Origin of the sequence: Bariatricus sp. HCP28S3_A7, assembly GCF_052066375.1 — a bacterium.
GTDB lineage: Bacteria > Bacillota > Clostridia > Lachnospirales > Lachnospiraceae > Allocoprococcus.
In genome coordinates this window covers 36,989-58,192 of record NZ_JBQHSG010000007.1, presented here as the reverse complement: position 1 = coordinate 58,192, position 21,204 = coordinate 36,989, and the positions used below count along the sequence as shown (strand labels likewise).

General features: G+C 45.9%; 16 protein-coding genes. 14 read left to right on the top strand and 2 right to left on the bottom strand.

Annotation, left to right across the window (positions count from 1 at the left end):
* Positions 1 to 156 precede the first annotated feature (156 nt).
* Entirely contained in the window at positions 157 to 1,515 is a 1,359-nt protein-coding gene (locus ACTNA4_RS06810) for an MATE family efflux transporter (protein WP_441029259.1), read from the top strand.
* 105 nt (positions 1,516 to 1,620) lie between these two features.
* Entirely contained in the window at positions 1,621 to 2,145 is a 525-nt protein-coding gene (locus ACTNA4_RS06805) for a spore maturation protein (protein ID WP_427805932.1), read from the top strand.
* 99 nt (positions 2,146 to 2,244) lie between these two features.
* On the opposite strand, the gene ACTNA4_RS06800 is transcribed toward ACTNA4_RS06805, so the two are convergent.
* Positions 2,245 to 3,981 carry a DUF885 domain-containing protein gene (locus tag ACTNA4_RS06800; protein WP_441029257.1) on the bottom strand — a complete coding sequence of 579 codons (1,737 nt, stop codon included), beginning with the start codon at positions 3,979 to 3,981 and terminating at the stop codon, positions 2,245 to 2,247.
* A gap of 171 nt (positions 3,982 to 4,152) precedes the next feature.
* On the opposite strand from ACTNA4_RS06800, the gene ACTNA4_RS06795 reads away from it, so the two are divergent.
* On the top strand, positions 4,153 to 5,205 hold the full coding sequence (locus ACTNA4_RS06795; RefSeq protein WP_441029330.1) for a PTS transporter subunit IIC: 1,053 nt from the start codon (positions 4,153 to 4,155) through the stop codon (positions 5,203 to 5,205).
* Between the two features lie 77 nt (positions 5,206 to 5,282).
* Here ACTNA4_RS06795 and ACTNA4_RS06790 read toward each other — a convergent pair whose 3' ends face one another.
* The gene (locus tag ACTNA4_RS06790) at positions 5,283 to 6,146 is read right to left on the bottom strand and encodes a LysR family transcriptional regulator (RefSeq protein ID WP_427805930.1); all 864 of its coding nucleotides are present in this window, start codon (positions 6,144 to 6,146) and stop codon (positions 5,283 to 5,285) included.
* A 171-nt stretch (positions 6,147 to 6,317) separates the two neighbouring features.
* Between ACTNA4_RS06790 and ilvD the strand changes: the two genes are divergently transcribed.
* The 11 genes from ilvD to ACTNA4_RS06735 all read left to right on the top strand — a co-directional run bounded on the left by ilvD (position 6,318) and on the right by ACTNA4_RS06735 (position 21,199).
* Positions 6,318 to 7,985 (top strand): dihydroxy-acid dehydratase, encoded by a 1,668-nt coding sequence (gene ilvD / locus ACTNA4_RS06785; RefSeq protein ID WP_427805929.1) that lies wholly within the window; start codon positions 6,318 to 6,320, stop codon positions 7,983 to 7,985.
* A gap of 23 nt (positions 7,986 to 8,008) precedes the next feature.
* Positions 8,009 to 8,995 (top strand): ornithine cyclodeaminase family protein, encoded by a 987-nt coding sequence (locus ACTNA4_RS06780; protein WP_441029255.1) that lies wholly within the window; start codon positions 8,009 to 8,011, stop codon positions 8,993 to 8,995.
* Between the two features lie 72 nt (positions 8,996 to 9,067).
* Positions 9,068 to 9,703 (top strand): hypothetical protein, encoded by a 636-nt coding sequence (locus ACTNA4_RS06775; protein ID WP_441029253.1) that lies wholly within the window; start codon positions 9,068 to 9,070, stop codon positions 9,701 to 9,703.
* Positions 9,704 to 9,867: 164 nt separating this feature from the next.
* Positions 9,868 to 11,550, top strand: coding sequence for a response regulator transcription factor (locus ACTNA4_RS06770; RefSeq protein ID WP_441029251.1), 1,683 nt, complete (start codon positions 9,868 to 9,870; stop codon positions 11,548 to 11,550).
* A gap of 279 nt (positions 11,551 to 11,829) precedes the next feature.
* Positions 11,830 to 12,399: a hypothetical protein gene (locus ACTNA4_RS06765; RefSeq protein ID WP_441029249.1), complete on the top strand. Its 570-nt coding sequence runs from the start codon at positions 11,830 to 11,832 to the stop codon at positions 12,397 to 12,399.
* A 1-nt stretch (position 12,400) separates the two neighbouring features.
* Entirely contained in the window at positions 12,401 to 13,852 is a 1,452-nt protein-coding gene (locus tag ACTNA4_RS06760) for a polysaccharide biosynthesis tyrosine autokinase (RefSeq protein ID WP_441029247.1), read from the top strand.
* Between the two features lie 5 nt (positions 13,853 to 13,857).
* Positions 13,858 to 15,366 (top strand): polysaccharide biosynthesis tyrosine autokinase, encoded by a 1,509-nt coding sequence (locus tag ACTNA4_RS06755; protein WP_441029245.1) that lies wholly within the window; start codon positions 13,858 to 13,860, stop codon positions 15,364 to 15,366.
* 10 nt (positions 15,367 to 15,376) lie between these two features.
* A complete protein-coding gene (locus tag ACTNA4_RS06750; protein WP_441029243.1) occupies positions 15,377 to 16,315 on the top strand; it encodes an LCP family protein in 939 nt (312 codons plus the stop codon).
* A gap of 287 nt (positions 16,316 to 16,602) precedes the next feature.
* Positions 16,603 to 17,991, top strand: a complete 1,389-nt coding sequence (locus tag ACTNA4_RS06745) for an MATE family efflux transporter (protein WP_441029328.1) — start codon at positions 16,603 to 16,605, stop codon at positions 17,989 to 17,991.
* Between the two features lie 7 nt (positions 17,992 to 17,998).
* A complete protein-coding gene (locus tag ACTNA4_RS06740; protein WP_441029241.1) occupies positions 17,999 to 18,880 on the top strand; it encodes an AraC family transcriptional regulator in 882 nt (293 codons plus the stop codon).
* 90 nt (positions 18,881 to 18,970) lie between these two features.
* Positions 18,971 to 21,199, top strand: coding sequence for an alpha-galactosidase (locus ACTNA4_RS06735; RefSeq protein ID WP_441029239.1), 2,229 nt, complete (start codon positions 18,971 to 18,973; stop codon positions 21,197 to 21,199).
* Positions 21,200 to 21,204: the final 5 nt, after the last annotated feature.

Here is a 21,204-nt window from a genome sequence, read left to right as displayed (position 1 = left end):
ATTTTTTGTAAAAACGTCAATTGTGCTTTGCTATTATTTTTCTTATAATTGCATTTGTGAATTTTGAAAGAAAGCGGCCGCTCTCCGATAGCACTTGAAAAGCAGGAGGGCGGTCGCTTGAACGATAGCAATATATGAGAAGGGGAGCAAAAGAGCATGGCATTACAGAAAGATATGACAACAGGAAGCCCCGGGAAGATTATTTTTGAATTTACACTCCCGGTTTTTATTGGAAATGTATTTCAACAGTTTTATAATATGGCGGATACGGTGATCGTCGGGAAGTTTGTGGGAACAGGTGCTCTGGCGGCAGTGGGAAGCACCGGAACGATCATGTTTCTGATCCTTGGTTTTGTGATGGGGATGACGGCCGGATTTACGGTGCTTACTGCACAGAAATTCGGAGCCGGTGATATGAAAGCAATGCGCCAGACAGTAGCGAGTGCGACGATACTTTCTACGTTGATGTCTGTACTTCTTACCGTGGTCAGTATGGCATTTATGAAGCCGCTCCTACGGTTTATGAAGACACCGGAGGATATATTTCAGGATGCTTATGTCTATATCATGATTATCTGTGCGGGAATTTTTGCACAGATGCTGTATAATCTGCTGTCGAGCATCTTAAGAGCGCTGGGGAACAGTAAGGTTCCGTTGTATTTCCTGATACTGGCGGCACTCCTGAATATCGTGTTGGATCTTGTGTTTATTATTGTATGTAAAATGGGAACGGCAGGGGCCGCATGGGCAACCGTGACAGCGCAGGGTATCTCGGGGGTTTTATGCCTGGTTTATATTGTGAAAAAGGTATCTGTTTTACATTTGAAACGAGATGACTTCCGGTTCAAATCATATTTGATATGGAATCAACTCAGAGTGGGTTTCCCGATGGCACTTCAGTATTCCATCACAGCGATCGGAAGTATGATGGTACAAACGTCATTGAATTTGCTGGGATCCGTGCAAGTGGCAGCATTTACCGCAGCAGGGAAAGTGGAACAAATTGCAAATCAGGCATATGTGGCGATGGGAACAACGATGGCGACCTATTCGGCGCAGAACATCGGTGCCGGAAAAGTAAGAAGAATCCATCAGGGATTCCGTTCAGTCACAATGATGGGATGCGTTTATTCGGCAGTGATTGGATTGCTCATAGCGTTCTTTGGAAAATATATGACATATGTTTTCGTTTCTGATAACGTCAATACGATTATGCAGTCGGTGGATATTTATCTGAAATGTGTGGTGATGTTTTTTGTCCCGCTTATGATCGTGAATGTATACCGAAACGGAATCCAGGGAATGGGATATGGACTCATGCCGATGATGGCAGGGGTGGCGGAACTGATCGGAAGAGGAGTAGTCGCCGTGGTCGCTGCCGGAAGAAAAAGCTATGTGGGTGTGTGCCTTGCAAGTCCTGCCGCGTGGGTATTGGCAGGAAGTCTGCTTCTGGTGATGTATTTCTACATTATGAAGCATGACATGAACAAATTCGAACAACCTGTGTCGGAATAAATTTATCTTGAAAGAAGATAAAGACTCGGCGTACTTGAATTTTGGAAGAATGGGGAAAAACTCCGCTGAATAGACTTGTAATAAGGAATTCAAGCGGAGTTTTTTATGCAGTTTTTTCTCTATATGAGCGATCTTATTGTACCGTTTCTGATTCTTGGCATTGTGATCTATGGGATCAGTATGAATGTGGATGTATATGATACCTTCATCAAGGGAGCCAGGAGCGGATTCCTCACGGTGATCAAGATCATGCCGACGCTCATCGGGCTCATGGTGGCGGTCGGGATTCTCAGAGCGTCCGGATTCCTGGAATACATATCCGGACTTCTGGGACGAGTGACACAGTATGTCGGATTTCCGGGAGAACTGGTGCCGCTTACGGTTGTGAAAATGTTCTCTTCTTCGGCGGCAACCGGCCTTTTGCTGGATATTTTCCGGGAATATGGAACGGATTCAAGAGTGGGTCTGATCGCTTCCATCTCGATGTCATGTACAGAAACGATTTTCTATACCATGTCCGTGTATTTCATGACGGCGAAGGTGACGAAGACCAGATACACATTTGCCGGGGCGCTCGTGGCTACGTTTGCGGGGCTGGCGGCAAGTGTGGTGTTGGCTGGGATGATGTGAGAAACGATGTCTTGCTGAAAACAGTTTTTTGAAGGAGGAATCCTGCAACCGGTACTAGTATAGCGTGCCGGAGGATCCTCCTTTTTTAGTTGTCTTTGTTCAATTTGAAAGTGCCTTTCTGACAGATTCATACACAATATCAAACGGTGCAGGCCCCACATCCAGTACGGCCTTATGAAATTCTTTCTGCGAGAAATCGTCGCCTTGTGTTCCCGCGATTTCTTTCTTCAGATTCAGAAATTCCAGATAACCAAGATAATATTTCAAATAGTTCGCCGGATCACCGACGATGAGTTCATAGAGATTCTGGATCGCTGCGAGGTCTGTGATCCCATAGTCTTTGAAAAACACAGCGGTATCGATCAGCGTCCACCCGTCGTAATGGATTCCGATGTCGGCAAGTGTATAGAGCCCAAGAAGAACAGAAGTATTCTTCTGGTACAGGCTGGCTTCCGGTTTGGAAATCGGTGCCATGTAGTAGGACATCATTTCTGCGTAGGTTGCCCAGCCTTCTACATAGCCGCCAAAATCGAGGAGACTGCGGATCGGATCGGCGTTCTGTGAAGAAAAATATACAGTCTGATACAGGTGACCGGGATAGCCCTCATGAGCCAGTGTGGTGTAGAGGGAAAGTCCGCCGGAAGTCTGCCCCTGATTGATGTAAATCACGTTTTCGGAAATATTATCGATTGCAGGAATCATGTAAAATGCAGGACTTAAGTAATCCTCCAGAGCGGTCGGGACATATTTGACAGAGGTCTCTACGTCCGGAATCTCTGGAAACGCACCGTTGATCTTCTGCCTCAGGTCATTTAACATCGAAGAAGGCGCCATGGAATCCAGAACCGACAGAAGCTGATCGGAATAAAGAACCTCTTCCATGGCAGTCAGGTCTTCTATGATCTGTTTTTGAGTCATTTTCTTCAGATCTTCGATGGAATCGGAGATGCCGGTTTTACTGCGGACCAGGATCTCATAATAGGTTTTCCCATCGGGTAAATAGCAAAGCCCTTTCTCATTCGTTACGTTTCCTTTTAATGCATTTAAAGAATCGGCAAGTTCCAGATATGCAGGGAAAATCACATTCTGAAGCGCTGCGTCGTTCTGTGAAATAAGGCTGCTCCGTTCCTCATCGGAAAGCTCCAGAGAATCCAGCCGTTCTTCAAATGTTTCGTACAGATAATTATCTTCTCCCATTTCTACAAAGGAAATGCATTGGCTCGTAACAGAATCCACCTGATAATCCGGCATAAACATGCCGACGTCGATACGGGCATTTTCAAATGCAATCAAAGAATCAAAATAGTCATCGGTATCTTCCAGAAGTTCCAGATATGTTTCGGCATCTTCGACACTGTAAAACTGAAATTCCGAGAGCAGGACAGGAAGCTGGGCGTGAATGCCGGTGATTGGCGATAGAGGATCCTGGTAAAGGAGATATTCCGCCATTTGTGAGGAAGTATCCAGATAAGAGTCCAGAATTTCGTATGTCAGCCGATTCTCCTCAGAAAGAGAGGCGGGATGAAACTGATGAAGCGATGCCTGGCAGTTCTCAATCGAAGCCAGAGCAGCATCCGGATCGCTGGGAAAGCTCCCGTATGTAACGGGGCAGTCCGAAATACCGTAATCGGCCGGGTTGCGAAGGGTGTAGTGAAGGCTGATCGTGTTGGAAGAAACTTCACGGCAAAAAAGATCGTGGGTGAATTTACGAAATGCTTTATCTTCATTGGTTGAAAAGCTGATCTGACTGCAGCCGTTCAGCATAGTAAGAATTATGAAAAAGGGAAGAATGAGAGAAATTCGTTTCTTCTGGGAGTGAAGAAGGTGATAGGACATAGAGACTCCATAAGATTTTTTATTAATATATGAAGAAATAGGGAAAAAAAGAAATAAAAGATATTGACGAAATGCGAAAAATGTGGATAATATTCATAGAAACGACAAGTGACAAGACAGATGACAAGTGATGAGATGACATGCCGGATGGCAATGGAAAATGGAGGGTTTATGAAAGAGTTTCTAAAGAAAAAGAACATTATTTTCTCTGCAAAGAGATATGGGATCGATGCACTCAGTGCAATGGCCCAGGGGCTGTTTGCGTCTCTTCTGATCGGTACGATCATCAGTACGATTGGAGAACAGACCGGAATTGAGATCCTTGTGACGGTGGGAGCTTATGCAAAGGGAGCAACCGGTGTTGCGATGGCGGTATCCATCGGATATGCGCTGCAGTGTCCTCCGCTGGTATTATTTTCACTGGCGGCGGTAGGTATGGCGGCAAACGAGTTGGGAGGAGCAGGCGGACCGCTTGCGGTTCTGGTCGTGACGATTTTCGCTGCTGAATTTGGAAAACTGGTTTCCAAAGAAACCAAAATTGATATTATTGTAACACCGATGGTGACGATCGGAGTCGGCGTTCTGCTCAGCCTCGGATGTGCGCCTGCAATCGGCAAGGCGGCGAGCACCGTAGGAACTGCAATCATGTGGGCGACAGAACTGCAGCCATTCTTTATGGGAATTCTGGTATCTGTGATCGTAGGAATTGCACTGACACTTCCGATCAGCAGTGCGGCAATCTGTGCGGCTCTTTCTCTGACAGGGCTTGCCGGAGGGGCGGCAGTGGCCGGATGCTGTGCCCAGATGGTGGGATTTGCTGTGATGAGTTTCAAGGAAAATAAATGGGGCGGACTCTTTGCCCAGGGAATCGGAACTTCCATGCTTCAGATGGGAAATATCGTTAAGAATCCGAAGATCTGGCTCCCGCCAATTCTGGCTTCAGCAATCACAGGCCCGATTGCCACCTGTATCTTCAGCCTTCAGATGAACGGAGCAGCAGTTGCGTCCGGAATGGGAACTTGCGGCCTTGTGGGACAGATCGGTGTGTATACCGGATGGGTGAGTGATATCGCAAACGGAGCGAAAGCCGCGATCACAGCAATGGACTGGATCGGCCTGCTCCTGATCTGCTTTATCCTGCCGGGACTTCTGTCATGGCTGATCGCGATTCCGATGCGCAAGAAAGGCTGGATCGGAGAAAACGATCTGAAACTGGATCTGTAAAAGAAGATTTAGACGAATACATATAAGAAAAACGAGTAACCAAACCGGATCGAAGAGGTTACTCGTTTTTTTACTTGTTATGAATTGCTGTGGCTTTTGACAAAATCAAGAAAACGGAGCGTTGCCGGGGCTGCGGCTGCATTTTCAGAATAAGCGACACCCAGAACACGCGTATAGTGGCTGGAAAAAGAGCGGACACAGACGTCAAAAGGCGCATTGGTCAGCAAAAGACGCGGAAGTACGGTAATACCGAAACCTGCTTCCACCATTTTCAAAGTGGCAAAATCCTCGTTCAGCCGGTAGCGGATCTTAGGGGTAATGTTGTTCATGGCGAAAATATTTCCCATCTCGTAATCCAGACCATCAGAGGAAAGAATAAAGTTCTCATTATCGATATCGGCAAGAGATACTTCGGCCTGAAATGCAAGCGGGTGGCCGGCGGGGGTGACCAGCATCAGCTCATCCGTTCCCACCGGAATAAAGGAAGCTTCCGGGACAGAATAGCGGGAGACGAAGATACAGTCCAGTTCGCCGCTGTGGAGACGTTCTTTCAATCCGCTGAAACCATCGACCGTAAGTTCAAAGTTGATATTCGGATAGACGGAAGAGAATTCCTTTAGAATATCCGGGAGCCAGTGATAGGCGATGCTCTGGATCGTACCGATCCGGATATAGCCGGTATCCAGTCCGTTCAGTCTCGCCGCAAGCCGGTTGATCTGCTGCTCTTCCCGGCAGATGATCCGTAGTGATTCAATGATCTCCTCGGTGCCAAGCAGAAGATCCATGCCGGATTTGGAACGCTTGAACAAGGGAAAACCAAGCTCTTTCTCATAACTTCGGATCGCCTGGCTGATGGCAGACTGCGTATAATTCAGTTTTTCGGCCGTTTTAGAAATACTGTGTGTCTCGCAGACATCCAGAATGATTTCATATTTATTCATGCGAACTCCTTCTATTAAAAAAAGTGATACTACCTATTAAAATAATTTGCTTTTCGAATTGCTTTTTATCTTTTATTATAAACATGGATGAATGTTTTTTGTCAAGAGGGGGACGGGTACATAGTCACCCAGTCACTGCCTCAAATGCATACTAAATAGGAGGAGAAATTTATGGGAACAGAATTCTGGAATGGAGCAGAAGCGGCACATAGACGAGTGATGATGAAAGCGGCCGGATATTCAGATAGTGATATCCGCAAGAAACCGCATATTGGTGTACCGAATTCATATATGGAGGGATCACCGGGATCCGCACATCTGCGCCAGATCGCAGCTGCGGTAAAAGAAGGAATCTGGGCAGCAGGAGGTGTTCCGGTAGAATTTGGAATTCCGGCAACTTGTGGAAACATCGCAAATGGAGCGGAAGAATTGAAATATGAGCAGGTGGGACGTGACATCGTGGCTATGTCGGTAGAATTTGTCAGCCGTGTCCACAATTTTGACGGGCTGGTTATGGTTGCATCCTGTGATAATATTATTGCCGGCTGCTATCTGGCGGCAATGCGCCTGGATATCCCTGCCATGGTGGTGACAGGGGGATCTATGCAGCCGGGACAGTATTGCGGCAAAACAGTTGTAGAAGCGGATCTGGATGCAGCACGTTTCTCAGGCGCCGATGAGAGTGAACTGATGGAAATGGAAGACAATGTCTGCCCGTCATTTGGTGCATGTCCGTCCATGGGAACAGCGAATACGATGCAGATGCTGGGGGAAGTATTGAATTTGGTACTTCCGGGAACGTCAACGATCCCTGCAACCGATAATGCAAAACTTCGCAAAGCCCGTGAAGCAGGAAAATATGCGGTTCTGATGGCAAAAGCAGGAAGAAAACCTTCCGATCTGATCACGAAGGAAGTTCTGGAAAATGCAATCATGTTTGACATGGCGGTAGCCGGATCAACCAATGCGGTACTGCATCTGCTGTCTTATGCATACGAACTGGGAATCAAATTGACACTGGAAGACTTTGAACATTATGCCAAGGAAATCCCGTGCATCAATGCAGTCGTACCGAGCGGCCCGTATACGGTAGTAGATTTTCACTATGCCGGAGGCGTACCGAATGTCATGAAAATGCTGGAGAGCAAACTGCATACAGACGCACCGAGCATGTACGGATGTCCATGGAGCGAAGTGCTGTCCAAAGTAACCGCACAGGAAAATAAAGTAATCCATTCTCTGGACCGTCCGCTGTTCCATGAACCGGGACTTAAGATCCTTCGCGGAAATCTTTCCCCGAACGGAGCAATCGTACGTCCGACAGCGGTTTATGACGAAGTGAAGTACATGAAAGGCAAAGCAAAAGTATTTGAAAATGACCGTTCCGCATTTGAAGCAATTCAGGGTGGACAGATCGTGCCTGGCGATATCATTGTAATCCGCTATGAAGGATGCAAAGGCGCACCGGGAATGAAAGAACTGATGCTGAGTATTGATGCTCTGATCGGACTTGGATTACATAAGAGTGTAGGACTGATTACCGATGCCAGATTCTCCGGATTTAACTTCGGTGCTATTATCGGGCACGTTTCACCGGAAGCATATGACGGAGGTACGATCGCACTGGTGGAAAATGGAGATGAGATTGTGATCGATATTCCGAACGGTGAAGTATCGCTTCTGGTATCCGATGAGGAACTGGCAAAAAGACGTGAAAACTGGGTATGCCCGCCGCTTAAGGAAGAGAAGGGATGCCTGAACATTTACGCAAAGATGTGCCGCCCGGCAGAAGAAGGCGGAGCGATGCAGCCGTGGGGACTGGACGCAAAATTCAAATAATAAGATTTTAGGAGAGTGAAAAGATGCTGTTATTATCAAGAGAAGATATTAAAAAAGTATTTACTATGAGGGATGCAATCGAGGCGGATAAGGAGGCGTTCCGTCTGGTTGTTGAGGGAAAATGCGATTCCCCGCTCAGAACAAATATCCAGGCGCCGAAATATGACGGATGTTTTTTGTTTATGCCGGCCTATGTAGAAGAAATGGATACCGCTGCGGTGAAGATCGTCAACATTTTTCCGCACAATATTGACCAGGGAAAGCCGTCCTCTCCGGCACAGGTTCTTCTGATTGACGGAAAGACCGGAATCGTTACGGCTGTGCTTGACGGAACCTATGTGACCCAGATCCGTACAGGTGCGGCTTCCGGCGCGGCATTCGACGTATTGGCGAAGAAAGACTGCCGGATCGGTGCACTGATCGGGACCGGAGGACAGGCAGCGACTCAGCTGGAAGCAATGCTGGAAGCAAGAAAACTGGAGAAAGTCCGGGTTTATGACCTGAATTATGAGCGTACTGCCGCATTTGCAGAAAGAATGCAGGAAGAACTGAAGGCATACGGAGCAAAGATTATTCCGGTTCATTCTTCCGATGAAGCAATCGATGACGCGGATCTTCTGATCACCGTGACACCATCTTCCAAACCGGTGTTTGACGGAACAAAGGTGAAAGCCGGAGCGACCATTAGCTGTGTCGGAGCATACCAGCACCACATGCAGGAGATGGATCCGGCAATCCTGCCGAGAGCATCCAAGATTTATTTCGATTCGAAAGAGGCGGTGCTGTCTGAATCCGGAGATATTCTGATTCCATTAGAAGAAGGAATCATCACCGAAGAAGACTTTACAGGAGATCTTGGAATGGTACTGAAAGGGGAACTCGTAGGCAGAGAAAATGATGAGGAAATCATTGTTTTCGAGACCGTAGGAGTTGCGGTTCAGGATCTGGTGGCTGCCAAGAAGATCTATGAAAAAGCGGTGGAAGCAAATGTAGGAACTGAGTGGAAATAGAATAGTAGCCCATATGTAACGCTTACGGAAGAACAATTTTACATAGATAAGACAGCGATACTTGAGAGGGGAATGGAAGAATTCCCTTCTATTTATATAGAAGGAGCAGCGGCGTCGGGGAAGACAACTGCTGTCAGACTTTTGCTGAGGAAAAATCCGGATATGAAAGCGTATATTCTGGAAATGAAAGAAGAAGCAGAAGCCATCAAAAAGCTGGATGAAATAGTAAAGAGCCGGGAAGAATGGAATAGACCAGGCTGGATCATTTTTGAAGATATGCATTCGGCGCTTAGCGAGGTTACGATAAAGAAGATAGCAGACTGCATTTGGAACCTTCCGGCAGGATGGCATGCGATTCTGATCGGGCGGGATCGGCCGCATGAGGGATTTCTGGATCTTATATGGAAAAGAAAGATGCAGATCATTTCACAGGAACATCTGCATTTTACAGAAAAAGACATTCGAAAGCTGACGGATTACTTCGAGAGTGATCTTGATCCCGGGGAAATCTATGAACAGACCGGGGGATGGGCCGGATGTGTGGATATGATGCTTCGATTATCGCAAGCGGATCCACCCGCTGCCAGAAGAAATGCCCGGGAGATAAAAGCATCGTATGAGATAACGGCGTATATTAAGAAATACATTTTGGACACGCTCTCAGCAGAAGAAAATGAAATCATGCGCCGGGCTGTGATTTGCCCATGAATAAATGGTAACTGTTCAGAGCCAACCTCGAAAACACTTCGTGTTTCCTCAGTGTGGCGTATCCGCCAAATAGATTTGTACAAAAAAGTGCTCATGAATGCAAGCATTCAACGCCCTTTTTTGACAAATCTGCTTGGCTCTGAACAGTTACAATAAATGAAACAATGTGCAGGGAGATTTGGCAGCTTCCGTGGGCGTCAGATAGTCTGCAAGATTTATGCCGCAAAGGGCTTTTGGAATATGACAAAGAGAAAGAACGATGGAAAATAGCCCCCATGTTTCGGGATATGCATTTTCCGGAGACGAATCCGATTTTCTGGAAACATCTTGCAAACTGGTATCATCAGAACGGAAATGTAGCAGAGGCGCTTTTTTGCCTGAAAAAGTCTCATGATGAGGAAGCCTATCGCGCGTGTATGCTTCAGAATTATGCAAAAATTCCATTTCTGGAAATCCCTTATTCAGAGGTCATGGGATGGAAAGGAACCGACCCCAGACTGTGCTATCTGAGAGGCGTTTATTGTTACACAAGACAAAAACCGGACGGCATAAATCTGGAAATACAGAATCTGAACATTTCTGAGAAAGATGCACACGAGAAAAGGGAAATTTACTTAAATCTGACCTTCCTGAAACCGGATCTTGATCTGGACTTCTGGCTTGGGCTGCTGGAGCAATATAGCCGGGAGAAAGAACATTTCCATTTATATAATATCCTGGGAAATTCCCATACATATCTTTGCGGAGTGCGGGACCTGTCCAGACTTTTTGCCTGTACAAAGCGTGAAGAGAACCGGAAGGCAAAGATATGGAAGGAGCATTTGGGGAAAGAAGAGTGGAAATGTTATCAACTGGCGCGAATCGACTATTATCTTGAGACGGAACGCAAAGACACCATTCCTATGGAAGACTGGGAATTGCTTTTCGCACAGAAAGATGCAGAGAATTCCAGAAGGAGCCCGTGGCAGCAGCGCCTGGCAAAGCTGTATCTTCTATATAAATTGCAGCGTCTGGCACCGAAAGAAGACCACAAAGAACAGATTTCCAGCCTGGAAAATTCTTTGATGAAGGAAGAAAATCAGGTTTGCCTAAAAAATACAGAAGCAGTCAGCAGTTTGTTTGCTCCCGTCAGAAATGAACAGGAACGCCTTACAAGATGGCTGCTCAAGTCCGATAAAAACATGGGAATCTCTGTAAAAGAAGATAATTACGATCAGCTGTTTTGCCAGGTAAAAGGATATTTGCACTTGAACCAGTATAAACGTTCCGAAAAAATACTTCGCCATTTAATTCCGTATCTCCAGTTTTACCGGCGCAATAAATATCTGGCGGAATTACTGTTCCAACAGGCTGTTATTTTCTGGGATGAAGGCCTGCACGGTCAGGCACTTCGTAAAACGATCGAATCCTTTATGGTTTCCGGTGAAGCCCGCTATGTCGGATTTTACACGGTGTATGAAAAAAAGGGCGAAGAAGTACTGGAGGAATACATTGACTGGCTGAGCAAAAACTCCCCGGGCGGCTGGCACAGGAAGAAAAAATACAATTACGGAAATGTACTTCGCATGCCCAAAGAAGACTACATGGAAGTTGTACTCCGGTGCGCCAGACGGGAAGCGAGAATCAGTCGTTCCGCTGAAGAAGCGACAGAAGAGCATTTGACGATGATGGAAACCATTATACTCCAAGATATTAACCGCAGCCTTACCAACGCGGAGATCTGCGAAGAACTGAACCTGAAGCTCCCGACGGTAAAGAGCCATATTTATAATTTGTATAAAAAACTGGGGGTTAATAGCAGAGTCCAGGCGATACTGAAGGGGAAAGAACAGGGGATATTGGATTAGAGGGGATTGAACCTGGTTAGCTTAAACTATAATAGGTTGGGAAAAACTATCGGAGATGTTTGGAAACATTTCCGGTAGTTTTGCATATTTAGAGGCTGTGCAAAGAGAAAACTCTGTGCTATACTAATCACACATCAAAATCTCAGACGGAGTCCGATCCGGACAAATAAAATCTATTCGTCTGAACAACCGTTATCCAAAGCGGTTCAAAATTCAAAGGCAGTTTCGCCGGATATTTCAACTTTGATGAACAAAAGAACAGAATACGGAGGTAGTAGTATGGGCCAGAGCAATGCTGCAGTGCGGCAGTGGATGGGGAATCCAAAACGATTTGCAGATTTATTTAACGCAACAGTATTTGATGGAGAGCAGGTGATCCGGGAAGGCATGTCGGCGGAGGATTGTCTGGATGGCGACTTAAGCAGTCAGATCCGGACGATTTGGGATGACAGTTATTATAGTTCCCTGACCGGAGATTATCCGGTGACTCTGCAGGTCAGCAATAGTGCCGGAGATGTGTGCCAAGTGGAAATCGAGATGACTGTTACGGAAGCAAATGACCGTGAGGAAAACGGAAAAGAGTATCCGCTTCTTTCGGATTATATTGTATACACGAAAGTAAATCAGATGATCGATCCGGAATCTTTGATTATAGGAATCGAGAAAAATGGGACAGAATATCTGTATGAAGAGGATGAAGAGTTCCTGGCCGGGACGAGGGAGGCCATTCGGATCGATTCGAAAGTGGACTATGCGAATCCAGGGGTATATACGGTAGAATACAGTTACACCGGTGAAAATGCATCGACAGCGGTCACGAAGCTATTTGTAGTTGTGGAGGAAGAGTAGAATGAGCAGAGAGGAAAGACAACGAGAAGAAATCGCGGAGGCTGTCGATACGGGAATCGACCTTTTTACTCTGGTGCAGGATATTCTTCACAATTGGTGGGCGATCATTCTGGGAGCGCTCGCGGGGGCGATGCTGTTCTATGTTGCGGCAAATATAAAGTATGTTCCCGAATACACTTCGACAGCAACCTTCGTGGTCGGTTCGAAAGAAAGCAATTATTCTTACAGTAATTTGAGCGCGACTTATAACATGGCGCAGGTTTTGGAGAAAACACTGAAAAGCAATGTGATGAAGAAAATCATCTGCGAAAATCTGGGGATAGAAGAGGTAGATGCGAAGATCCAGACAGACGTTATGGAAGGAACCAATCTGCTTACCCTGAGTGTGACGGCAGATAACGCAAGAGAATCCATTGATATTATCCGCACGATCATGGATCATTATACTGAAGTATCTATTTACACGGTTGGAAATGCAGTATTAAACGTTCTGGAGGAACCGAAGATGCCGTACGCATCCGCGAATCCATTGGATGCGCGTGCCCAGGCAAAGAAAGGGTTTCTTGCAGGTGCGGCGATCTGTACGCTGCTATTCGGGCTGTTGTCGGTGATGCACAATACGGTAAAGCAGGAAAATGAGATTGAGAAAAAGCTGGATGCAAGAAGTCTTGGATCGATCAGTTTCGAGTATAAATATAAGACTGTAAGAGATGTGTTAAGCCGAAAAAAAGCGGCGGTTCTGATTGATAACCCGCTTTCTGGATTTGCCTTTGTAGAAAGCTATAAAAAGGCGACGGCGAAGGTAGAATATCAGATGGCGAAAGAGGGGAGAAAAGCCCTGGTCGTGACCAGTGTGTCTGAGAATGAAGGAAAATCTACGGTGGCGGCGAATCTTGCCATCAGTCTCGCGGACCAGGGGAAGAAAGTGATCCTGATAGACGGCGATATTCGCAGACCTTCCCAGTTTCTTATTTTCAATCAGAAGGAAACAGAACAGAAAGAGCTTGGTGAGTTCTTAAAAGGTTCCGGTCATTTGTCGGATATTCTGATAACGGGAGAAAGACCACGTTTGTTTTTCCTGGGCGGAAGAAATTGCTACTCTTCTTCCACAGAACTGCTTTATTCAGAGCGCTTGCCCATCCTGCTGGAAGCATGCCGCAAGAGTGCGGATTATGTGATCATTGACACTCCGCCGGCAGGACTTCTGGGAGATGCACAGGTGTGGGCGCAGCATGCGGATGCCGTGCTCATGGTGGTGAGGCAGAATTATATGCTGGCTGAAGATGTAAATGATATTCTGGATGAATTCCGTGACGGTCACGCGAAAATTCTGGGAGTTGTTCTAAACGGTGTGAAATCCTTTGCCGGTGCGGCAGATCAGACAATCGGGCGCTATTATGGGAAATATGGTGAGTATGGATATTACGGACACTATAATCATAGAAGGAAATAAGGTACATGGAAGAGTATAAAGAAGTATTTGAAAATGAATCAAGAAGAGAGTTGGAAAAAATTGATATTACTTCGCTTTTTGTGGATTTTTGTCAGGGACTGCGCAAACTATGGTGGCTGATTCTTATATTGACCGCTGTATTTGCAATAAGAGGGTATTTCTCAACAAGTACCGGTTATGTCTCGCAATATGTGGCAGAGGCAACGGTATCGGTCACCTCTTCTACAGGCAGCTCGGCAGAAGATATGGCACAGATTTTCCCATATATTCTAAGCAGTGGAGTTCTCGCGGATGTTGTGGCGGAGGATATGGGGCTTACGCAGATCCCCGGAACAGTCAGCGCGGTGGCGGATGAGGGGACGAATCTATTGACCATTTCCGTGACGTCGAGTGATCCGCAGGTGGCATATAACACCCTTCAGTCTGTCCTAAAGAACTATCCGGAGGTAGCAGAATTTGTCGTAGGAAAGACGAAACTGACCGTATTGGACGAAACGGGAATCCCGTCTGACACAAGAAGAGAAGAAGTAATCCGCGGCTCGTATAAGCGAGGGGCACTTAAGGGTGCCGGCTTCGGATTTGCGATACTGGCGTTTTATGTTCTTACAAGAAGGACTGTGAAATCAAAGAAAGAATTGAAAAATCAAATCAATCTGATGGATTGCGGAAGTATTCCGTATATTCAGGTTAAGAAGAGAAAAAAGAAGACTTTCAATAATTCTCTTTGTCTGTTAAATGAAAGAATTTCGCAGGGATATGTGGAAGCAATCCGTAAGCTTCGGATCAAGGTCATGAAAGATATGGAGGAGAATCAATTCAAATCAATCATGATTACCAGTTCCATACCGGGGGAAGGCAAAACAACACTTGCAGTCAATCTGGCAATCTCCATTGCAAATCAGGGAAAGAAAGTTATCCTGATTGATTGTGATATGAGAAATCCATCCGTCGCCGGAGTGATGAATGAACAGGAAACGCATCCGGGGCTGGGCGCTGTTTTGAAAAAAGAAACCGCTCTGAATGACGCATTGACCCGTGTAGAAACAGGTAAGGGAAGTCTTGAAATTCTGTACGGTGGGAATAATGATGAAAAGAACACAAAGCTGCTGGGAACAAAACGAATGGAAGCACTGATTCATACGTTGAAAAAACAGGCGGATCTTATTATACTGGATACAGCACCATCCGGTATTCTGGCCGATGCGGCGGTTCTTGCAAGGTATGTGGATGCGGCGCTCTATGTGATCCGATATGATCATACCAAGATGCAGCAGATCCGGGAAGGAATCCAGTCACTTGCAATGAGCGGTATTCACCTGATCGGTTACACCTTTAACGGGGACAACCAAAGCCGCGGTCGTGGTTACGGATATGGCTACGGTTATGGCTACGGCTACAAACGCTATAGTGGTTACAGTCGGTATGGCGTGAAAAAAGAATCGGACTCATACAGGCATTATGGAAATGCCCCGAAGGGTACACAGCATCAATACGGGCGAATCATAAAAGAGTAGGAGGAGACAGATGAGATTTTTCAAGAGAAACAGAACAAGAAAAATTCTTGGAATATTGTTAGTGGCGGCTATATTGCTGAATGTTGGCATCTATGGATCGATCGCATGGAAATACTATCAGGATGTTGTCTCGATCGTACCGGAAGATCAGGTGGACCCAACCGCAAAAAGTGTAAAAATAGCACAGGAAGATCCCAAGGATGAAGATGTTTTCAATGTACTTTTAGTTGGTACGGATTCCCGCGATCCGAATTCCGATATGGGACGTTCTGACAGTATGATGCTTGTATCGTTCAATAAGAGTAAGAATAAATCAACGGTCGTGTCTTTTCTGAGGGACTCATTAGTAGATATTGACGGATACGGAAAAAGCAGACTGGGCCACACTTATGCATATGGAGGAATCGGACTGACGATCAATACGATCAATAAGACCTATGACCTGGATATCCAGAATTATATAACCATTGATTTTGAAAATCTGGTCAGTATTATTGATGAAATCGGCGGGGTAAAAGTTTTTATTACGGAAGAAGAGGCAGAATACTACCGTCAGAACGGAATGCCGGATATACAGAGCGGCGATATGACATTAACCGGATCGCAGGCTTTGGCCCATGCACGCAATCGTACACTTGGAAGCGATTTTGAACGGACCAGACGACAGAGAAGCGTTATGTACGGAATCTACCGCCAGATTATGGCGGAGAAAGATGCTTCCGCCATCCTGCCTCTGATCAATTACTGCATGAATCATGTGAAAACAAACATGAGCGTGACGGAGATTTATGATTTGGCAAAACAAGTATTGGAGATCGACAACCTGAGGATGCAGCAGGCAAGTATGCCGACCGAAGGGGCATACCAGCCGGTTACTTATGAAGGAATGGACGTGCTGGAAATCGATATTGAAGCAAATAAAAAATATTTGAATGAATTGTTGTACTAAGTGGGAGAGCAGTCCGCAGTATAAAAAATAGAAAACCGCATCATTTCTGGTAAGGTATCAAGTAAGGCATTATTGGAAATGATGCGGTTTTTTCGCATAGTAGCCTGAAGTGACTTCCGATTACTGTTCATACAGCAGCCGGCATTTCTTCCGGTTACGTGCCAGGGACGCACATGTCCCTTGTTGACAGAGAAGAAAAAAAAGGTGTATCATGATTTCGTGTACAAATTACAGGGGAACAAACGGAAGAAAAAATATAAGGAGGCAGAGCAATGGGACAGCATTCTATGCAGAATATGGAGGATCAGTACAATCCGCTAGGATTTGAAAAAGAGTCAAAACTTTTGGTGAATTTTGCAATTCCGTGCATTATATCCATGCTGGTTACAGCGTTATATAATATTGTGGATCAGATTTTTATTGGTCAGGGTGTAGGGATGCTTGGCAATGCGGCGACGAATATTGCATTTCCTCTGTCGACGACATGCACAGCGATTTCCCTTTTGATCGGAATCGGAGGTGCAACGAACTTTTCTTTGAAACTGGGGGAAGGGCAGGAAAAGGAATCCGCCGGATATGCCGGGAATGCTATTGTTCTGATGGGTATCTTCGGAATCTGTCTGCTTGCGGTTGTCTTACTGTTTCTGACTCCGATGCTGAAGTTTTTCGGTGCGACCAGCGATGTACTGCCGTATGCGGAGGAGTACACCAGGATTGTGGCAATTGGATTTCCGTTTCTGATTGCAAACACCGGTATGAGTAAACTGATTCTGGCGGATGGCAGTCCGAATTATTCGATGATGTCTATGCTTGCCGGGGCAATTGTGAATACGATTCTGGACCCGATTTTTATCTTTGCATTCCACATGGGAATGTCTGGTGCTGCGCTTGCGACTATTATCGGACAAATCCTGTCATTTGCGATCAGCCTCCGTTATATGTTTCGGTTTAAGAATATTCGTCTGGAGAAGGGCTGTTTCCGGATGAAGAAAATCCGCTGTCTGAATATTTTCAAGCTGGGAATGAGTGCATGCTTCAATCAGATAGCTATGGCAGTTGTGCAGATCGTGATGAACAACACGCTTGCGTATTATGGGGCATGTTCCGTTTATGGAAGTGATATTCCGCTTGCATGTGCGGGAATCATATCGAAGGTAAATATGATCTTTATGTCGTTTATCATCGGAATCTCCCAGGGGGTACAGCCGATCATCGGTTACAATTACGGGGCGAAGAAATACAATCGTGTACGGAAGACTTATCTTCTTGCAGTGGGAACGGCAACGGTGCTTTCGGGTATTGCATTTTTCTGCTTCCAGGTGTTCCCGAGACAGATCATTTCTGTATTTGGGAAGGGAAGTGAGCTATATTTCCAGTTTTCAGAACGGTATTTTCGTATTTTTATGTTCCTGACGCTGATCAATGGAATCCAGCCGGTTACGTCCAATTTCTTTAATTCCATCGGGAAATCAAAATTGGGTGTGTTTATGTCGCTGACAAGACAGATTCTGTTTTTGCTCCCGCTCATTATCATTTTCCCTATATTCATGGGAATCGACGGAGTCATGTATGCGGGACCGATTGCCGATGCGGCGGCTGCGATTGTGTGCGGTTTCTTTACACTGAGAGAACTGAAGGAATTGAAACTTCTGGAGCTTAAGAGGAAAGAGGAATAAGTATACGATGGAAGATTCATATGTATTACAACTTTTAGAACCGAAGTTCAAGGAATTTCACCTTTGTTTCTGTGGTTTTGCACAGTGTGAACCCCTGCACAGTTATGGTCCTGCAAGTCGTCCGAATTATATTATTCACTATATTATGGATGGCAAAGGTATTTACCAGGTGGGAGAAAAGAAATACAAATTGTCAAAGGGACAGGGATTTCTCATCGAGCCGGAGGAACTGACCTTCTATCAGGCCGATCAGGAAGAACCCTGGAGCTATCTCTGGGTTGGAGTAGGTGGAACCGGTGCAAAAAAATTTATACAGGACATTGGATTGAACAGTCAACAGCGAATTTTCCGGTGCGCGGACGGGGAGAAGCTGAATGAAATTGTGATGGATATGATGAAGCATACCAGATCAACAGTTTCAGATCTGTATTATCTGCAGGGAAAGTTATACGAGTTGTTCTCGGTTCTGGCATCCGATGTGGTGATAGAGGAATTAATGGAAGAGAATAAAGAGAATCGTTATATTCAAGAAGCGGTGACTTATATCCGGAATCATTACGCGGCAGGACTTACGGTAGAAGAACTGGCAGGCTATCTGGGAGTAAATCGAAGTTATCTTTATACGTTATTCAAAAATAAGCTGCAGCTGTCGCCCAAGGAGTTCCTGACAAAATTCCGGATATCCAGAGCGAGAGAACAGTTGATTCTTACGGAAGAATCGGTGGAAAATATCGCTGTTGCCTGTGGATATCACAGCACGCTGGTTTTTACAAAGAATTTTAAGCAGGAGACCGGGATGACTCCGACAGAATTTCGTAAGACGAGCCGGCAGGCAGCGAAAGATCGTCTGCTCATGAATCAGAAGAGCCCGGGAACCGGAAAAAACTAACATTTGATATGTTTTTGCTGACAAAAAGAACTAACGCAAGCCTTTGAGGAGCGATATACTTGTTATCAGAAATTCAAAGGAGGAACGAAGATGGCAGCAATTATTTATCATGAAAAAAGCAGAATCTTTCACTTATATAATCAGCAGATCAGTTATCTGATGTGTGTGTTGGAAAATGGCCATTTAGGACAGCTTTACTATGGGAAACGGATTCGTGACAAAGAGGATTTCTCTTATTTGATTGAAAAAGCACCCAGACCAATGGCTTCTTATATTTATGAGGGGGATCGGACCTTTTCACTGGAGCATTTGAAACAGGAGTATCCGGTGTACGGAACGACCGACTATCGCCATCCGGCGGTGGAGATTTTGCAGGAAAACGGAAGCCGTCTTTCAGATTTCCGGTATGCCGGGCATACGATCAATGGCGGAAAACCGCGCCTCGAAGGGCTTCCGGCAACGTATACGGAATCAGATGATGAGGCACAGACTCTGACGGTTATTTTGAAAGATGAATTGACCGGAGTAAAGTTAGAACTTCTTTACACGATATTCGTAAAGGACGGAGTGATCGCAAGGAGTGCACGGTTTGTAAATGAAGGAGAAGCTCCGGTTCACCTTCTCACGGCCATGAGCCTGAGTCTGGATCTGCCGGATAAGGATTATGTATGGCTGCAGCTCTCCGGAGCATGGGCGAGAGAAAGATATGTTAAGACGCGCGTGCTGGAACAGGGAATTCAGGCTGTGGACAGCAGACGTGGCAATTCATCTCATGAGCATAATCCGTTTCTTGTGCTGAAGCGCCCGCATACGACGGAGCATCAGGGGGAAGCTATCGGCTTCAGTCTGGTATACAGCGGCAATTTCCGGATGCAGGCGGAAGTGGACACGCATGATGTGACAAGAGTCACGGCGGGGATCAATCCGGCAGGGTTTGACTGGAAACTGGATATAGGGGAACATTTCCAGACACCGGAGGCGGTTATGGTTTATTCGAATGAAGGGCTGAATGGCATGAGTCAGGCATTTCACAGGCTGTACCGCTCCCGACTTGCCAGAGGATACTGGAGAGACCGGGTAAGACCGATTTTAAATAATAACTGGGAAGCGACGTATTTTGATTTTACCGAGGATAGGCTGGTGGAGATCGCTTCTAAAGCGAAAGAGTGCGGTGTGGAACTATTTGTACTCGACGACGGCTGGTTTGGAGAAAGAAGCAGTGACCGCGCAGGCCTTGGAGACTGGTACGCGAATAAGAAACGTCTTCCGAGAGGAATCAAAGGATTGGCAGAGCGGATTGAAGCGTTGGGTATGAAGTTTGGACTTTGGTTTGAACCTGAGATGGTGAACAAGGATTCCGATCTGTATCGCTTACATCCGGACTGGATTCTTCAGACGCCGGGACGCAGTGTTTCCCACGGAAGATATCAGTATGTGCTGGATTTTTCACGAAAAGAAGTAGTGGACTGCATTTACGAAATGATGGCGAAGCTGCTTGCGGAAGCGCGCATCTCTTATATCAAATGGGATATGAACCGCAGCATTACGGAGTGTTATTCGGCAGCACTTCCGGCGGACCGCCAGGGAGAAGTGTTCCATCGGTACATTCTGGGAGTGTATGACTTGTATGAGAGACTTACGAGTAACTTTCCTGAAGTTCTGTTTGAGTCCTGTGCAAGCGGAGGAGGACGATTCGACCCGGGAATCCTGTATTATGCCCCGCAGGGATGGGCAAGCGATGACTCAGACGCCGTGGAACGACTGAAAATTCAGTACGGCACATCCATGTGCTACCCGATCAGCAGTATCGGCGCCCATGTTTCTGTGACTCCGAATCATCAGGTATTCCGAAATACGCCACTTCATACACGGGCAAATGTAGCATACTTTGGAACATTTGGCTACGAACTGGATCTGAACAAATTGACAGATGAAGAAATCGAGCAGGTGAAGTCGCAGATAAGTTTTATGAAGGAATACAGAGAAATCATACAGTTCGGTACCTTCTATCGCCTGAAGAGTCCGTTTGAGAACAATGAGACGATCTGGCAGGTGGTAAGCGAGGATAAGAAAACATCTCTGGTGGGATGGTATCGTGTACTTAATGGAGTCAATATGCCATATACCCGGATACAGCTCCGGGGACTGCTGGAAGATACTTTGTATGAAAATGTGGAAAACGGTACGGATAATTATGGAGATGAGCTGATGAATCTGGGCCTTCTCACTTCCGATGTGACGGCAGGAGAAACTCTGTCCGGTAAAACGCCATGTACAGACTTTGATTCCAGAATCTATGTGTTAAAGGCAAAGGAATAATAGAA

Excerpts from the sequence above, each read along its gene's own strand:
- ACTNA4_RS06775 (WP_441029253.1), top strand. The coding sequence starts at position 9,068 with ATGGAAGAATTCCCTTCTATTTATATAGAAGGAGCAGCGGCGTCGGGG.
- ACTNA4_RS06745 (WP_441029328.1), top strand. The coding sequence starts at position 16,603 with ATGCAGAATATGGAGGATCAGTACAATCCGCTAGGATTTGAAAAAGAG.
- ACTNA4_RS06800 (WP_441029257.1), bottom strand. The coding sequence starts at position 3,981 with ATGTCCTATCACCTTCTTCACTCCCAGAAGAAACGAATTTCTCTCATT.
- ACTNA4_RS06740 (WP_441029241.1), top strand. The coding sequence starts at position 17,999 with ATGGAAGATTCATATGTATTACAACTTTTAGAACCGAAGTTCAAGGAA.
- ACTNA4_RS06795 (WP_441029330.1), top strand. The coding sequence starts at position 4,153 with ATGAAAGAGTTTCTAAAGAAAAAGAACATTATTTTCTCTGCAAAGAGA.
- ACTNA4_RS06735 (WP_441029239.1), top strand. The coding sequence starts at position 18,971 with ATGGCAGCAATTATTTATCATGAAAAAAGCAGAATCTTTCACTTATAT.
- ACTNA4_RS06810 (WP_441029259.1), top strand. The coding sequence starts at position 157 with ATGGCATTACAGAAAGATATGACAACAGGAAGCCCCGGGAAGATTATT.
- ACTNA4_RS06770 (WP_441029251.1), top strand. The coding sequence starts at position 9,868 with ATGTGCAGGGAGATTTGGCAGCTTCCGTGGGCGTCAGATAGTCTGCAA.
- ACTNA4_RS06790 (WP_427805930.1), bottom strand. The coding sequence starts at position 6,146 with ATGAATAAATATGAAATCATTCTGGATGTCTGCGAGACACACAGTATT.
- ACTNA4_RS06780 (WP_441029255.1), top strand. The coding sequence starts at position 8,009 with ATGCTGTTATTATCAAGAGAAGATATTAAAAAAGTATTTACTATGAGG.
- ACTNA4_RS06750 (WP_441029243.1), top strand. The coding sequence starts at position 15,377 with ATGAGATTTTTCAAGAGAAACAGAACAAGAAAAATTCTTGGAATATTG.
- ACTNA4_RS06805 (WP_427805932.1), top strand. The coding sequence starts at position 1,621 with ATGCAGTTTTTTCTCTATATGAGCGATCTTATTGTACCGTTTCTGATT.
- ACTNA4_RS06765 (WP_441029249.1), top strand. The coding sequence starts at position 11,830 with ATGGGCCAGAGCAATGCTGCAGTGCGGCAGTGGATGGGGAATCCAAAA.
- ACTNA4_RS06755 (WP_441029245.1), top strand. The coding sequence starts at position 13,858 with ATGGAAGAGTATAAAGAAGTATTTGAAAATGAATCAAGAAGAGAGTTG.
- ilvD (WP_427805929.1), top strand. The coding sequence starts at position 6,318 with ATGGGAACAGAATTCTGGAATGGAGCAGAAGCGGCACATAGACGAGTG.
- ACTNA4_RS06760 (WP_441029247.1), top strand. The coding sequence starts at position 12,401 with ATGAGCAGAGAGGAAAGACAACGAGAAGAAATCGCGGAGGCTGTCGAT.